Annotated in this window: 8 protein-coding genes; 2 read left to right on the top strand and 6 right to left on the bottom strand. The window is 73.9% G+C overall.

Annotation, left to right across the window (positions count from 1 at the left end; all coding sequences use genetic code 11):
• Positions 1 to 115 precede the first annotated feature (115 nt).
• Positions 116 to 2332, bottom strand: a complete 2217-nt coding sequence (locus tag PV682_RS26060; protein ID WP_319733921.1) for an ATP-dependent DNA helicase UvrD2 — start codon at positions 2330 to 2332, stop codon at positions 116 to 118.
• A 183-nt stretch (positions 2333 to 2515) separates the two neighbouring features.
• Between PV682_RS26060 and PV682_RS26055 the strand changes: the two genes are divergently transcribed.
• Entirely contained in the window at positions 2516 to 2758 is a 243-nt protein-coding gene (locus PV682_RS26055) for a mycoredoxin (protein WP_055723826.1), read from the top strand.
• Positions 2759 to 2826: 68 nt separating this feature from the next.
• Here PV682_RS26055 and nudC read toward each other — a convergent pair whose 3' ends face one another.
• The 5 genes from nudC to PV682_RS26030 form a co-directional block, all read right to left on the bottom strand.
• Positions 2827 to 3771: an NAD(+) diphosphatase gene (gene nudC, locus PV682_RS26050; protein ID WP_319733918.1), complete on the bottom strand. Its 945-nt coding sequence runs from the start codon at positions 3769 to 3771 to the stop codon at positions 2827 to 2829.
• Between the two features lie 72 nt (positions 3772 to 3843).
• On the bottom strand, positions 3844 to 5274 hold the full coding sequence (locus PV682_RS26045) for a dipeptidase (RefSeq protein WP_319733916.1): 1431 nt from the start codon (positions 5272 to 5274) through the stop codon (positions 3844 to 3846).
• A gap of 10 nt (positions 5275 to 5284) precedes the next feature.
• Complete coding sequence (locus PV682_RS26040) at positions 5285 to 8764, bottom strand: UvrD-helicase domain-containing protein (RefSeq protein WP_319733914.1); 3480 nt, start codon at positions 8762 to 8764, stop codon at positions 5285 to 5287.
• Between the two features lie 105 nt (positions 8765 to 8869).
• Entirely contained in the window at positions 8870 to 12190 is a 3321-nt protein-coding gene (locus tag PV682_RS26035; protein WP_319733912.1) for an ATP-dependent helicase, read from the bottom strand.
• 257 nt (positions 12191 to 12447) lie between these two features.
• A complete protein-coding gene (locus PV682_RS26030; RefSeq protein ID WP_319733910.1) occupies positions 12448 to 12831 on the bottom strand; it encodes an MGMT family protein in 384 nt (127 codons plus the stop codon).
• 185 nt (positions 12832 to 13016) lie between these two features.
• Between PV682_RS26030 and PV682_RS26025 the strand changes: the two genes are divergently transcribed.
• A complete protein-coding gene (locus PV682_RS26025; protein WP_319733908.1) occupies positions 13017 to 15725 on the top strand; it encodes a lysylphosphatidylglycerol synthase domain-containing protein in 2709 nt (902 codons plus the stop codon).
• Positions 15726 to 15835: the final 110 nt, after the last annotated feature.

The raw sequence follows: 15835 nt of genomic DNA, 5'->3' as shown, positions 1-15835 counted from the left end.
CGGATATGCAAGTACAACACGGATCAGGGCCCTTCGAGAAGGCCGCCGTTCCGGTGTCTAAGAACCTATGGGGATTGCCGGGGCATGCGCAAACTATTTTTTCGACGATTTCCCATCAGCCATCCCCTTCCTCCTCCGCACGGTCCTGACCTGCGCAGATGGCCAGGACATCGGTGCCGTACCGGTTGAGCTTGCGCTGGCCGACGCCGGGGATGCGCGCGAGGTCGCCCGGTTCCTCGGGGGCGGCCTCGGCGATGGCGACCAGCGTCTTGTCGGTGAAGACGCAGAAAGCGGGCTGTCCGGTGCGCTTGGCCTGGACCTCTCGCCAGGCGCGGAGGCGTTCGTAGAGGCCCTCGTCCATGTCGGAGGGGCAGTCGTCGCACCGCAGGAGTTTCAGCTCGCCGCCGTCGGTCAATGTGCGCCCGCAGATCCGGCAGCGCGCCGGCGTGCGCTGGCGCCGGGGGGACGGGCCGAGGGCGCCCGCACGGCCCGCCGTGGCCCGCAGGGTGCCGCGCTCGACGCCCCCTGAGGCGCCCGAGGCCGCCGTACGGCCCGCCGCGCTGCCGGAGCCGGGGCGCAGGCCGTCGAGGAAGCGGGAGGGGCGGCGGCTGGCGCGGCCTCCGGGCGAGCGGGCGAGCGCCCAGGAGACGTGGAGCCGTTCGCGCGCGCGGGTGACGCCGACGTAGAGCAGCCGCCGTTCCTCCTCGACCTGCTCGTCGGTGCGGGCGTAGGTGATCGGCATCATGCCCTCGGCGACGCCGACCAGGAAGACGACGTCCCACTCCAGGCCCTTGGCGGAGTGCAGGGAGGCGAGGGTGACGCCCTGGACGGTCGGGGCGTGCTGGGCGTTCATGCGCTCGTCGAGTTCGGCGACGAGGTCGGCGAGCGTGGCGTCCGCTTTGGCGGCGGTGAAGTCGCGGGCGAGGTGGACCAGGGCGGCGAGGGACTCCCAGCGCTCCCTGACGGCCCCGGAGCCCGCCGGGGGCGTTGTCGTCCATCCCTCGCCGGAGAGGACGGCACGCACCTGCGAGGGCAGGTCCACGGCGTCGTCCAGCGCGGAGTCGTTGTTCCCGAAGCGGGCGGCGGCGCGCAGGGAGGCGGTCGCCTTGCGGACCTCGGGCCGGTCGAAGAACCGCTCGGCGCCGCGCAGCTGGTAGGGGATGCCGGCGTCGGCGAGGGCCTGTTCGTACGTCTCGGACTGGGAGTTGGTGCGGAAGAGGATCGCGATCTCGGCGGCGGGGACGCCGGCCGTGAGCAGGTCGCGGATGCGGCGGGCGGCGCCCTCGGCCTCGTCGGGTTCGTCGGAGTACTCGGTGTAGGCGGGCTCGGGTCCCGGCGCGCGCTGGGAGACGAGTTCGAGCCGGTGGTCGGCGGCCCGGCCGCCGGCCTGGGCGAGGAGGCTGTTGGCGAGGCGGACGACCTGGGGGGTGGAGCGGTAGTCGCGGACCAGTTTGACGACGGTCGCGCCGGGGTGGCGGGTGCGGAAGTCGAGGAGGTGGTCGGGGGTGGCACCGGTGAAGGAGTAGATGGTCTGGCTGGCGTCGCCGACCACGCACAGGTCGTCGCGGTCGCCGAGCCACAGCTCCAGGAGGCGCTGTTGCAGGGGGCTGACGTCCTGGTACTCGTCGACCACGAAGTGCTGGTACTGGGCGCGGACCTGGTCGGCGATGTCCCGGCGGTCCTGGAGGACGGCGACGGTCAGCAGCAGGACGTCCTCGAAGTCGATGACGCCGCGCTCGCGTTTGAGGTTCTCGTAGGCGGCGTACACCTGGGCGAGTTCGGCGGGGTCGCGGGGGGCGTCGCGGCCCGCCTTGGCGACGGCCGGCGCGTAGTCGGCGGGGACGGTCTGGGTGACCTTGGACCACTCGATCTCGGCCGTGGCGTCCCGCAGTTCGCCGCGGTCGAGGCGCAGTCCGCAGGAGGCGGCGGCGTCGGCGACGAGCTGGAACTTGCGGTCGACGAGGCGGGGCAGGGGGCCGCCGACCGCCTTCGGCCAGAAGTACTGGAGCTGGCGCAGGGCGGCGGAGTGGAACGTCCGCGCCTGGACGCCCTGGGCGCCGAGCTGGCGCAGCCGGCCGCGCATCTCGCCGGCCGCGCGGTTGGTGAACGTGACGGCGAGGACGCTGGAGGGCTGGAGGACGCCCGCGCGGACCCCGTAGGCGATGCGGTGGGTGATCGCCCTGGTCTTGCCCGTACCGGCGCCGGCCAGCACGCACACCGGGCCGCGCAGGGTGGTCGCCACCTCGCGCTGCTCGGGGTCGAGCCCTTCGAGCACCGCGTCGGCAGAGTCCGGTGCCTGCGGGAAGAGAGGGGAGTGCGTTGCTGCTGTCACACCGCCATGCTGCCAGGTCTGCGGAGACGGGCGGGAAAGTTATCCACAGGCGTGGCCCGATTGTCGTACCACTGCGGCAGGCATCACGCCCGTACGGCTCCGGGGAGGGGAATGCCGGAGGATTCCCGTACGTTCCCCTGCTGCGAGGACACATCCCTGACCCGCCGAAGGAGCGCGAGAGACATGCCGGGCACTGTGACGATGTACAGCACCACGTGGTGCGGCTACTGCCGTCGGCTGAAGAGCCAGATGGACCGCGAGGGCATCGCGTACACCGAGATCAACATCGAGCAGGACCCGGATTCCGCGGCCTTCGTCGAGAAGGCGAACGGCGGGAACCAGACCGTGCCGACCGTGCTGTTCCCTGACGGCTCGACGCTGACGAACCCGTCGCTGGCGCAGGTCAAGCAAAAGGTCGGCGCGTAGGCGCGGACGCGCGAGAGGGGCGGTCCCGGTTCACCGGGGCCGCCCCTTTTCCGCGTGTTCTCCCGCGCTCAGATGAAGCTGCGGGTCGGCAGGGGCTTGCCGTACCAGAGTTCGATCAGGCGGGCCGCGATGGAGATGCCGTAGGGCGGCAGGACCTCGCCGGACTCGAAGGCGGCGCCCAGTTCGTCGCGGGAGAACCAGCGGGCCTCGTGGATCTCGTCGCCGTCGACGTCGATATCGGTGGACGTGGCGTGCGCGAGGAAGCCGAGCATCAGGCTGGACGGGAAGGGCCAGGGCTGGCTGGCGACGTACTCGACGCGGCCGACGGTGACGCCGACCTCCTCGAAGACCTCGCGGCGCACGGAGGTCTCGATGGACTCGCCGGGCTCGACGAACCCGGCGAGCGTCGAGAAGCGCCCTTCCGGCCAGTGGACCTGGCGGCCCAGCAGGAGGCGGTCCTCGTCGTCCGTGACGGCCATGATCACGGCCGGGTCGGTGCGCGGGTAGTGCTCAGCGCCGCAGGCCGGGCAGCGGCGGATGTGGCCCGCGGCGGCGATGACGGTGCGTTCGCCGCAGCGGGAGCAGAAACGGTGGGTGCGCTGCCAGTTCTCCAGGCCGACGGCGTGGACCATCAGGCCGACGTCGCGCGCGGACAGCAGCAGGCCGGCCTCGCGCAGGCCCGCGGGGCGCGCGGACTGGTCGATGCGGCCGGGCAGGGCGTCCTTCTGGAGGGCGAAGTAGCTGACGCCGTCCTCGTCGGTGCCCAGGAAGTAGCGGTGCGCCTCGGTGAGCGGCGCCTCGAAGGAGGGCGTCATGACGAGTTCGGTCCGGCCGTCGGGCGTCTCGTCGATGAGGACCTGTCCGCCGGAGACCACGAAACAGCGGGTGGTGGGGTGGCTCCACGCCGCGGCGAGCCACGCCTCGTCGAGCCGGTGGTGGGCGGCGCGGTCGATGCCGCTGGGTGCGGTGAGCGACACGGGCCGGTCGGCGTTCGGGTCGGTCCAGGTGGTCACGGGTACTTCCAACTCCCCCGGTGCGGCGGTTGGTTCGGCGGGACGTACGGCAGGGGCGGGTGCGGTCGGGTGTCAGGGCGCATGGCGCCAGGTGCGCGCGAGGTCGTCCCACAGGTGGGCGGTGGTCTCGACGCCCTTGAGGAGCAGGTCGAGTTCGACCTTCTCGTTCGGCGCGTGCCAGCCGTCGGAGGGGACGGAGATGCCCAGGAACAGCACCGGGGCGCCGAGGACCTCCTGGAGGTCGGCGGCGGGCCCGGAGCCGCCCTCACGCGTGAAGCGGACGGGCTGCTCGAAGGCGAGCCCCATCGCGCGGACGACGGACTGGAGCGCGGGGTGGTCGAGCGGGGTCAGGCACGGGCGCGTGGCGGGGCTGAAGTCGATCTCGCAGCGGATCCCGGCAGGCACCTGTGCGGCCACCCACGCGCGGACGGCCTTCTCGACGGTGTCGGGGTCCTGTCCGGCGACGAGCCGGAACGACAGCTTCACGAACGCGGAGGCGGGGACGATCGTCTTGCTGCCGGCGCCCTGGTAGCCGCCGCCGATGCCGTTGACCTCGGCGGTGGGCCGCGCCCAGACGCGCTCCAGGGTGCTGTAGCCGGCCTCGCCCTGAGCGGCGTACGAGTGCGCGGTGCGCAGCCAGCGCTCCTCGTCGAAGGGCAGTTCGGCGAAGAGGGCGCGCTCCTGGGCGGTGAGGTCGACGACGCCGTCGTAGAAGCCGGGGATCGCCACGCGCGCGTGCTCGTCGTGCAGGGCGGCGACGAGGCGGGCGACCTCGGTGGCCGGGTTGGGGACGGCGCCGCCGAAGGAGCCGGAGTGGATGTCCTGGTCGGGGCCGTGCAGGCGGATCTCGCAGTCGGTGAGGCCGCGCATGCCGGTGCAGACCGTGGGGGTGTCCTCGGCCCACATGCCGGTGTCGGAGACGATCACCGCGTCGGCGGCGAGGCGGCCGGCGTTGGCCTCGACGAGGGCGCGGAAGTTCGGGGAGCTGGACTCCTCCTCGCCCTCGATCAGCAGCTTCAGGTGGACGGCGGGGGCGGTGCGGCCGGTGGCGGCGAGGTGGGCTCGCACGCCCAGGGTGTGGAAGAAGACCTGGCCCTTGTCGTCGGCCGCCCCGCGCGCGTAGAGGCGGTTGTCGCGGACGACGGGGTCGAACGGGTCGGTGTCCCAGCCGTCCTCGCGGGCGGCGGGCTGCACGTCGTGGTGGCCGTAGACCAGGACGGTGGGGGCCTGGGGGTCGCCCGCGGGCCACTCCGCGTAGACGGCGGGGGCGCCGGGGGTGGGCCAGACCTCGACGACGGGGAAGCCGGTCGCGGTGAGCTGCGCTGCGAGCCAGTCGGCGCTGCGGCGGACGTCGGGGGCGTGCTCCGGCTGGGCGGAGACCGAGGGGATGCGCAGCCACTCGGCGAGGTCGCCGAGGAAGGCGGCCCGGTGCTCCTCGATGTACGCACGGACGACGCGGACGGCGCTGACGTCACTGACGGCGTTGTCAATGGGCTGGCTCATGTCCACGAGCCTATCCGGCCGCACCGACATCGTCGCCGGGCGCCCGGACCCCCGCCGGGGGCTGTCCGGGGGCCTCCCCACCCCGCAGAATCCGCTCCAGCGCGGCCCTTCCGGGCAGCTGCGGGGGCCGGACGACGTCTCCGGTCCTCACGTAGAGGAACGCCGCTGTGACGGATTCCACGGGAACGCCCTCCTGCTCGGCCCACGCGAGCCGGTACAGCGCGAGTTGCAGGGGGTCGGCGGTCCGCTCCCGGTGGGTCTTCCAGTCGACGATCTCGTACGACGCCGTCGCACCGTCGCCCTCCTTGTAGACGGCGTCGATACGGCCCCGTACGACGCGGCCCGCGAGGGAGAGCTGGAAGGGGGCCTCGACACGGTAGGGCGTGCGGCGTGCGTACTCGGTGCGCTCGAACGCCTCCTTCAGCTCCTCCAGGTCGCGTTCGTCGTCGATCTCCGCGTCCTCGGTGCCGGGCAGTTCCTCAGGCTCCAGCAGGGGCAGGGTGAGCGCCTCCCAGCGGGCCTCCACCCAGGCGTGGAAGCGCGTTCCCCTGCGGGCGGCCGGTTTCGGCGGCTGGGGCATGGGGCGGGCCAGTTCCTGCGCGAGGCCGTCGGGGTCCTCGGCGAGGCGCATGACCTGGGAGGCGGTGAGGACGGCCGGGAGGGGGACGTCGGTGACGGTCCTGCGCGCGCGCAGGAGTTCGCCGGTGAGGGCGTCGAGGTCGCGGTCCCAGGAGGCGATGGTGCGGGCGTCCTCCGGGGTGAGGGGGGTGGCCTGGTGGGGGACGGTGGGGGCGGGGTGGGGGGTGCGCGTGCGGGCCGGGGCGTCGTAGGGGTCCGTTGCGTCGTACGGCGGCGTTTCGTCGTACGGAGCCGTTTCGTCGTACGGGATCGTCTCGTCGTACGGGTCCGGGTCGTCGTACGGAGCCGGGTCGTCGTAGGGGTCGTCGTCCGGGGGCGGGGGCCAGTCGGGGTCCTCGTGGGCGTGGGGGGTGTGGACCGCGGTGGGGTCGTCCAGGTGGGCGAGGACCGTGTCGGCGGCGGCGCGGCGGCGGCGCAGGGCGGTGTCGTCGAGGGGGAGCGGCCAGGCGTGGTCGGCGGTGGTGTCCTGGAGGGTGGGGTTGTCCTCGCCGTCCTCGGGGGCGTCGGCCCACGCCTCGATCTCGCCGTGTCCGGCGGCGCAGTGGTCGTACAGGGCGGTGAGGAAGCCGGAGGGGCCGCGGGGCTTCTTCTGGGTGGGGCCCCACCAGTGGCCGGAGCCGAGCAGGAGGCTGCGCGGGCGCGTGAAGGTGACGTAGCCGAGGCGGAGTTCCTCGGTGTGCTGGTGGTCCTTCATGTCCTCGTGGAACGCCTTCATGCCCTTGGCGTCCCAGCCGGTGACGTCCGGGAGGGTGTCGGCGTCCCCGCGCAGGGCGTGTGGCAGGACCTTGGCCTGGGCGGTCCACTTCTCGCGGCCCTTGGCGCTGGGGAAGGTGCCGTCGACGAGCCCGGGGACGGCGACGACGTCCCACTCCAGGCCCTTGGACTTGTGGGCGGTGAGCACCTTGACGGTGTTCTCGCCGCCGGGGAGGGCGTTGTCGAGGCCCTTCTCGTACTGGGCGGCGGTGCGCAGGAAGGCGAGGAAGGCGAGGAGGGTGGCCTGGCCGTCGTGGGCGGTGAAGGAGGCGGCGACGTCGAGGAAGTTCGACAGGGTCTCGCGGCGGCGGGCGGCCAGGGCGTGCGGGGACGCCGAGAGTTCGACCTCCAGGCCGGTGACGGCGAGGACGCGGTGCAGGACGTCCATCAGCGGGTCGGACAGGGAGCGGCGCAGGTCGCGCAGTTCGGTGGCGAGGTAGGCGAAGCGCACGCGCGCGTCCGGCGAGAACGGCAGGCCGTCGTCGTCCCCGGTGCCCTCCAGGAACGTGTCCAGGGCGTCCGCGAGCGATATCACCTCGGCCGGGTCGGTGCCCTCGACGGCGGCGGCGAGGCGGCGGTCGGGGTCGCCGTCGTCGTCCGCGCGCGCGTGGGTGACGAGCCGTCGGGCGCGGCGGCCCAGGAGGGCGAGGTCGCGGGCGCCGACGCGCCAGCGGGGGCCGGTGAGGAGGCGGACCAGGGAGGCGTTGGCGCCGGGGTCCTGGAGGACCTCGCAGACGGCGACGAGGTCGGCGACCTCGGGGAGGTGCAGCAGTCCCGAGAGGCCGACGACCTCGACGGGGACGTCCCGCGCGACCAGGGCGCCCTGGATCTCGGCGAAGTCGGTCGCCGTGCGGCACAGGACGGCGATCTCGCCGGGTGCTCTGCCGGTGTTGACGAGGTGGGCGATGGAGTCGGCGATCCAGTCGATCTCCTCGGCGTGGGTGCGCAGGAGGGCGCAGCGGACCGTGCCGTCGCGTTCGGCGCCGGGGGCCGGGCGCAGGGCCTCCACGCCCGCGTGCATGGCGCGCAGGGGCTCGGCGAGGCCGTTGGCGAGGTCGAGGAGCCGGCCGCCGCTGCGGCGGTTCTCGCTGAGTGCCTGGCGGGTGGCGGGGCGGCCGTCGGCGTGCGCGAAGTGCTCGGGGAAGTCGTCCAGGTTGGCGACGGAGGCGCCGCGCCAGCCGTAGATGGCCTGGCAGGGGTCGCCGACGGCGGTGACGGGGTGGCCGGTGCCGCCGCCGAAGAGGCCCGCGAGGAGGATGCGCTGGGCGACGGAGGTGTCCTGGTACTCGTCCAGGAGGACCACTTTGAACTCCTCGCGCAGGATGCGGCCGACCTCGGGGATGCCGGCGAGGCGCGCGGAGAGGGCGATCTGGTCGCCGAAGTCGAGGAGGTCGCGGTCGCGTTTGGCAGTGCGGTAGCGGCGGACCAGTCCGGCGAGGTCGCGGCGGGCGGCGGCCGTCTCGGGGACTTTGCGCAGGTCGGCGTTGCTGAGTTTCGCGCCGTCCAGGGTTGTCAGCAGGTCGGCGTCCCACGCGCGCAGGTCGTCGGGGTCCACCAGGTGTTCGGCGAGTTCGGCGTCGAGCGCGAGGAGGTCGGCGGTCAGGTCTGCGAAGGACCGGGTGAGCGCCGGGTAGGGGCCCGGGGCCTCGCGCAGGACGCGCGCGGCGAGCTGGAAGCGGGTCGCGTCGGCGAGCAGGCGGGACGTCGGCTCCAGGCCGAGGCGCAGGCCGTGGTCGGTGAGCAGGCGGCCCGCGAAGGAGTGGTACGTCGAGATGACCGGCTCGCCCGGGGGGTTGTCCGGGTCGACGGGGTCGGGGTCGGTGACGCCCGCCGCGATCAGTGCCTTGCGGACGCGTTCGGCGAGTTCGCCGGCCGCCTTGTTGGTGAACGTCAGGCCGAGGACCTGTTCCGGGGCGACCTGCCCGGTGCCGACCAGCCACACCACGCGCGCGGCCATGACGGTCGTCTTGCCCGACCCCGCTCCGGCCACGATCACCTGCGGGGCGGGCGGCGCCGTGATGCAGGCCGTCTGCTCCGGGGTGAAGGGGATGCCGAGGAGCTCTTTGAGCTGCTCGGGGTCGGTGATGCGGGAGGCCATGCGGGGAAGGCTAGTGGGCGGCACTGACAACGGGGGACAAATCGGCGGGTGGGGCGGGAGATGCGCAGGTGGGAGGGGTGGTGGGGTCGGTCACAGGGGGCGTCCTCACTCCACCACGTGCCTGCCTTCCGGCCGTGCGCTGCACGACGCGCGGAACGCGCAGTGCGTGCAGTGCTGGCCGGCGTCGGGGGTGAAGCGTTCGTCGAGGACCTTGCCGGCGGCCGTGGCGAGCAGGTCGCCGACCCACTCGCCGGACAGCGGTTCCTGCGCCTGCACCTTGGGCAGCGTGTCGCCGCCGTCGCGCCGGGCGGCGCCCTGGCGGAGCTGGACGAGTTCCGCGCCGCCCGCCTCGGGCCGTACGCCGTCGAAGACCTCGTCGACGGCGCCCTCGCGCACGGCGAGCTGGTAGACGGCGAGCTGGGGGTGGCGGGCGACCTCGGCGGAGGTGGGCGCCTGCTTGCCGGTCTTGAAGTCGACGACGTACGCGCGCCCGTCGGTGTCGGCCTCGACGCGGTCCATCTGGCCGCGGATGCGCACCTCGTACTCGCCCGCTTCGAGGGTGACGTCGAAGTCGTGCTCGCTCGCCACGGGCGTGCGTCCCGCGCGGTCGAGCACATGCCACTTCAGGAAGCGTTCGAGCGCCACGCGCGCGTTGTGCTTCTCCTGGTCGGACTTCCAGGGCGCGTCGAAGGCGAGCGCGTTCCACACGGAGTCGAGGCGCTCCATGAGGACGTCGAGGTCGGCGGGGGTCCGCCCGGAGGCGACCTCGTCGGCGAGGACGTGGACGACGTTGCCGAAGCCCTGGGCGGCGGTCGCGGGCGCGTCGGCCTTCACCTCGCGGCCCAGGAACCACTGGAGGGCACAGGTGTTGGCGAGCTGGTCGAGGGCGCTGCCGGACAGGACGACGGGCTGGTCGCGGTCGCGCAGCGGGACCTTGCTCTCGGTGCGGTCCCACATGCCCCACCAGCGGTACGGGTGGGCGGCGGGGACCAGCGGGCGGCCGTCCTCGTCGGCGAGCGCGGCCAGGCGGGCGAGGCGGCGCGCGGCGGCCTCCCGGAGAGCGTCGGAGGCGCGCGGGTCGACCGTCGTGGCGCGCAGTTCGGCGACGAGCGCGGGGACCGACAGAGGGCGGCGGGGGCGGCCGGTGACGTCCTTGGGTTCGACGCCGAGTTCGGTGAGGAAGCGGGAGGGCTGGTCGCCGTCGTCGGCGGGCGCCTTCACGGCGGTGACGACGAGGCGCTCGCGCGCGCGGGTGGCGGCGACGTAGAACAGGCGGCGCTCCTCGGCGAGCAGCGCGCCCGGGGTGAGCGGTTCGGCGAGTCCGTCGCGGCCGATGCGGTCGGCCTCCAGCAGGGAGCCGCGCCGGCGCAGGTCGGGCCAGAGCCCCTCCTGGACCCCGGCGACGACGACCAGGCGCCACTGGAGGCCCTTGGCGCGGTGCGCGGTCATCAGGCGCACGGCGTCCGGCCGTACGACGCGGCGCGTGAGGGTGTCGGCCGCGATGTCCTCGGCCTCCAGTTCCTCCAGGAAGTTCAGGGCGCCCCGGCCGCCGGTGCGGGCCTCCGCGCGGGCGGCCGTCGCGAACAGCGCGCACACGGCGTCGAGGTCGCGGTCGGCGTTGCGTCCCGCCGCGCCGCCGCGCAGGGCGGCCTTGGCGAGCCGGCCGGGCCAGGAGGTGGGCGCCCACAGCTCCCAGAGCGCTTCCTCGGCGGTGCCGCCGTCCGCGAGGCGCGCGCGTGCCGCGGCGAGGAGTTCGCCGAGGCGCTGCGCCCCGCGCGCGTACGCGGGGTCGTGTGCGGCGAGCCGTTCGGGTTCGGCGACCGCGCGCGCGAGCAGGTCGTCGGAGGGTGGCGGCAGCGGGTTGCCGCCGGCCCGTTCCTCGTCGCGCAGCGCGCGCCCGAGGCGGCGGACGTCGGCGGCGTCCATGGCGGCGAGGGGCGAGGCGAGGAGGGTGAGGGCGGTCTCGGTGTCGAGCCAGACGGCGGGCTCGTCGGGCTCGTCGCCCCCGCTGGCCACGTCCGTGCGGCTCGTCGCCTCCGCCGTCGCGACCGCGCGCAGGGCCGTCAGCAGGGGGGCGACCGCCGGTTCGTGGCGCAGCGGGACGTCGGCGCCGTCGGTGTGCAGGGGGACGCCGGCTGTGCTGAGGGCACGGCGCAGGGCGGGTACCGAGCGGGTGCCCGCGCGCACGAGGACGGCCATGTCGCGCCAGGGGACGCCGTCCTCCAGGTGGGCGCGGCGCAGGATGTCGGCGATGTTGTCGAGTTCGGTGCCGGTCGTCGGGTACGTGTACACCTCGACGCCGCCGCCGTCACGCACGGGGGCGAGGGCGCGGTGGGCGCGGGCCTTGTCGGCGGGGAGGCGGGTGAGGGGCATGCGCTGGGCGAGCAGGCGGGTGGCGGTCAGGAGGTGCGCGGCGGAGCGGCGCGAGGTGCGCAGGACCTCGACGGGGGCGGGGGTGCCGTCCGCGCGCGGGAAGGTGTGCGGGAAGTCGAGGATGCCGTTCACGTCGGCGCCCCGGAAGGCGTAGATCGACTGGTCGGGGTCGCCGAGGGCGACGAGGGTGCGGCCGTCCCCCGCGAGCGCGCGCAGCAGCCGTACCTGCGCGGGGTCGGTGTCCTGGTACTCGTCGACGTAGACGGCGTCGTAGCGCGCCGCGAGGTGGGCGGCTGCCTCGGGGCGCTGGGCGAGGAGGACCGCGCGGTGGACGAGTTCGGCATAGTCGAGGACCCCTTGGAGGTCGAGGACGTCGAGGTACTCGGCGAGGAAGACGGCGGCGGCGCGCCAGTCGGGGCGTCCGATGCGGTCGGCGAAGGCGCGCAGGGCCTCGGGGCCGAGGCCGAGTTCGCGGCTGCGGGCGAGGACCGCGCGGACCTCGTCGGCGAACCCGCGCGTGGTGAGGCAGGCGCGCAGTTCGTCGGGCCAGCTCACGTGGGCGAGGCCGAGGCGCTGGAGGTCGAGCTGGCCGGCGAGCAGTTCCCGGACGGTGACGTCCTGCTCGGGGCCGGAGAGCAGCCGCAGGGGCTCCACGAACAGTTCGCTGTCCTGGTGGGCGCGCACGAGGGCGTAGCAGAACGAGTGGAAGGTGGTCGCCTGGGGTGCGCGCGAGGCGCCCATGCGCAGGGCCATGCGGTCGCGCAGTTCGACGGCGGCCTTGCGGCTGAACGTCAGGACGAGGATCCGCGCGGGGTCGCCGCCGCGCGCGACGCGGGCGGCGACGGACTCGACGAGGGTGGTGGTCTTGCCGGTGCCGGGGCCCGCGAGAACCAGCAGGGGGCCGGTGGTGTGGTCAACCACGGCGCGCTGCTCGGCGTCCAGACGAGGGGGAGCCTCGCGGGCCGGAGGGGTACGCACCAGTCGGTAGGCGCCACGGGTCCCCTGCCGTACCTGGGGGTGCGGCAGGCGCCCGGTGGAGGGAGAGGTGCTCACGTGGTTCGCCGGTCCTGGTGGGTGTGCTGGTTCGCCGCCGTCCGTCCGTGCCGGGCGGTGGTCTCGGGATGAGGGGGACGTGTGCGGCCGACGCTACGCCGGGGACCGGCTCCGGTGCGGGTCTTCCGGTCGGTCCCGTGCGCCTCGTACGGCTCGCACGCCCCTTGCCCCTCGAACGTACGTCATGTCCCGGGCGTGCCCCGGTTCACCCGGACGGCGCACAGGTTCTCCGGGGGCTCACGCGATGGCGGAAGCTGTCAGGTGTGACCGTCCGTGCCGCCGCCGTCCCAGCGCGCCCGCTTCATGTCGAGGCGCGGCAGATGGCCCTGGGCGGCGGCGTTCGCCGCTTTGAGCGGGGTGCCCTCCGCGCGGTACTGGTCCAGGGCCCGCAGTTCGTGTCCGGGCAGCAGGGCGCCGTCCGCGCGCACGACGCGCCACCACGGCACGGCGCCCCCGTAGAGGGCCATCACCCGGCCCACCTGGCGTGGGCCGCCCTCCTGGAGCCACTCGGCGACGTCCCCGTACGTCATGACCCGGCCCGGCGGGATCAGCTCGGCGACGTCGAGGACCCGCTCGGCGTACTCGGGCAGCGCGTCCGTGTACTCCGCGCGGGCGTCGTCGGGAAGGCTCTGCTCGCTCATCCGCCCCATCCTGCCGCACCGCACCGACAATGCGACGGGCCCGTGACGCTCGGTGGACGTCGCCCCGGGAGGACGCTTCGGGCAGACTGTGCGCCCCGCGTTCGCACCCTGACATCACCGGATGTCGGTCGGGCATGCCACCATCGTGCGGGCGGTGACCGGTGATACGAGATCAAGAAGAGACGATGAAGCAGCAGGGTGTGCATTCCGACGACGCGGAGGGCACCTCTGACGGCGCATCGCGCCCGGACACAGACGAACCGCCCACGCGCGGGGGCTCGAAGGAGTACGCGGACGTGGCGCACGTGGACGAGGTGGAGGGCGACGAACCGCTGCTCCCCGCGCGCGTGCACCGTCCCTCGGACCTCATGCGGCTCCTGGTGGGCGTCCTCGCGGTCGTGGTGCTCCTGGCGATCGCCGCGTTCGCGCACGGCACGACCTCCGGCCTGGAGCAGGACATCAACAAGGGCACCGGCCAGGCGCCCGACCTGCTGATCAAGATTGCGGGTCTTGCGTCCAGCATCGCGATCCTCCTGGTGCCGGTCGCGTTCGCGATCGAACGGCTGATCAAGCGCGACGGGCTGCGGATCGCCGACGGCGTCCTGGCGGCCGTACTCGCGCACGGGGTGACGCTCGCCACGGACCTGTGGGTCGCCAAGGGCGCCCCGGACTCCATCCGGGACGCGCTCACCCAGCCCTCCCCCGGTGACATCCACGCCCTCACGGACCCGGTGCACGGCTATCTCGCACCGGTCATCGCCTATATGTCGGCCGTGGGCATGTCACGCCGCCCGCGCTGGCGCGCGGTGCTGTGGATCGTGCTGCTGCTCGACGCGCTGTCGATGCTCGTCACCGGCTACACGACCCCCTTCTCGATCATCCTCACGGTGCTGATCGGCTGGAGCGTCGCCTACGGCACGCTGTACGCGGTCGGCTCGCCGAACGTCCGGCCCACCGGGCGCACGCTGATGGCGGGCCTCAGGACGGTCGGTTTCCGCCCGGTGAGCGCCGCGCGCGTGGAGGCGTCGGAGTCCGGGGACAGCGACCGCGGGCGGCGCTACTTCGTCACCCTGGAGGACGGCGCGCCCCTGGACGTCACGGTCGTCGACCGGGAGCAGCAGGCGCAGGGGTTCTTCTACCGCGCGTGGCGCAATCTGGCGCTGCGCGGTTTCGCGACCCGCTCCAGCCTCCAGTCGCTGCGGCAGGCGCTGGAGCAGGAGGCCCTGCTGGCGTACGCGGCGATCGCCGCGGGTGCCAACGCGCCCAAGCTGATCGCGATGTCCGAGCTGGGCCCGGACGCCGTGATGCTGGTCTACGAGCACACCGGCGGGCGCACGCTGGACTCGCTGGCGGACGCGGAGATCACCGACGAGGTGCTGCACAACGCGTGGCACCAGGTGCGCGCGCTCCAGTCGCGGCGTATCGCGCACCGCAGGCTCGCGGGGGACGCGATCCTGGTGGATCGTTCCGGCACGGTGATCCTCACCGACCTGCGCGGCGGCGAGATCGCGGCGAGTGCGCTGCTGCTGTTCATGGACGTCGCCCAGCTGGTGACGACCCTCGGGCTGCGCGTGGGCGCGGAGCGGGCGGTGGCCTCGGCGGTGAGCGTGCTCGGTCCGGACGCGGTCGCCGACTGCCTGCCGATGCTCCAGCCGATCGCGCTGACCCGCTCCACGCGCTCCACGCTGCGCCGGCTGGCCCGGGAACGGGCCCAGCGCGAGCGGGACGCCGTCCTGGAGGCGTCCAAGCAGGCCAAGCAGGCCCGTCCGGAGGACGCGGAGGACCCGAAGGCGGTCTCCTCCGGAAAGGCCGCCAAAAAGACGCTGAAGGCCGAGGCGCGGGCCGAGAAGCGGGCCATAGACGAGGCGCTGGAGGAGGCCCGCGAGGACGACCTCCTCACCCAGATCCGGCACGAGGTGCTGCTCATCCGCCCGCAGGCACCGGTCGAACCGGCCCGCCTGGAGCGGGTGCGCCCGCGCACGCTGCTGAGCTTCATGGCGGGCGCCCTGGGCGCGTACTTCCTGCTGACGCAGCTCACCCACATCGAGTTCGGACCGCTGATCTCCAACGCCGAGTGGGGCTGGGTGGCCGCCGCGGTGGCGTTCTCCGCGCTCAGCTACGTCGCCGCGGCGATGAGCCTGCTGGGGTTCGTCCCGGAGCGGGTGCCGTTCCCGCGGACCGTCGCCGCGCAGGTCGCCGGGTCCTTCGTGAAGATCGTCGCGCCGGCCGCGGTCGGCGGGGTCGCCCTGAACACGCGGTTCCTCCAGCGGCAGGGGGTGCGGCCGGGGCTCGCGGTGGCCAGCGTGGGCGCCTCGCAGCTCTTCGGGCTCGGCTGCCACATCGTCATGCTGCTGTCCTTCGGCTATCTGACGGGCATCGAGAAGACTCCGTCGCTGACGCCGTCCCGTACGGTCATCGCCGGGCTGCTGACGGTCGCGGTGCTCGTCCTCGTGGTGACGTCCGTGCCGTTCCTGCGGAAGTTCGTCGCCACGCGCGTGCGCTCGCTGTTCGCGGGCGTCGTCCCGCGCATGCTGGACATCCTCCAGCGGCCCCAGAAGCTCGTCACCGGCATCGGCGGCATGCTCCTGCTGACCGCCTGCTTCGTGATGTGCCTCGACGCCTCGATCCGCGCGTTCGGTGACGAGTCGACGTCGATCAGCCTCGCCAGCGTCGCGGTCGTCTTCCTCGCCGGCAACGCGCTGGGCTCCGCCGCGCCCACCCCGGGCGGCGTGGGCGCGGTGGAAGCCACCCTCACGGTCGGCCTGATCGCCGTGGGCCTCCCCAAGGAGGTGGCCGCCCCCGCGGTCCTCCTCTTCCGCCTCCTCACCCTCTGGCTCCCCGTCCTCCCCGGCTGGATCGCCTTCAACCACCTGTCCCGCAAGGGCGCGCTGTAGGGCTGCGCGGGCGGGTACAGCGGCACGGAGACGCCGTACCGGTGCACCGCTACGCGCGGGCGCGCTGGTGGCGCCACCGCAAGCCGGACGACCAGGCACGCGCGCGGGAG

It is taken from the genome of Streptomyces niveiscabiei (genome assembly GCF_033794345.1).
Taxonomy (GTDB): domain Bacteria; phylum Actinomycetota; class Actinomycetes; order Streptomycetales; family Streptomycetaceae; genus Streptomyces; species Streptomyces niveiscabiei.
Note: the sequence above shows the minus strand (reverse complement) of the source record. Positions and strands in the feature narration are given on the sequence as shown.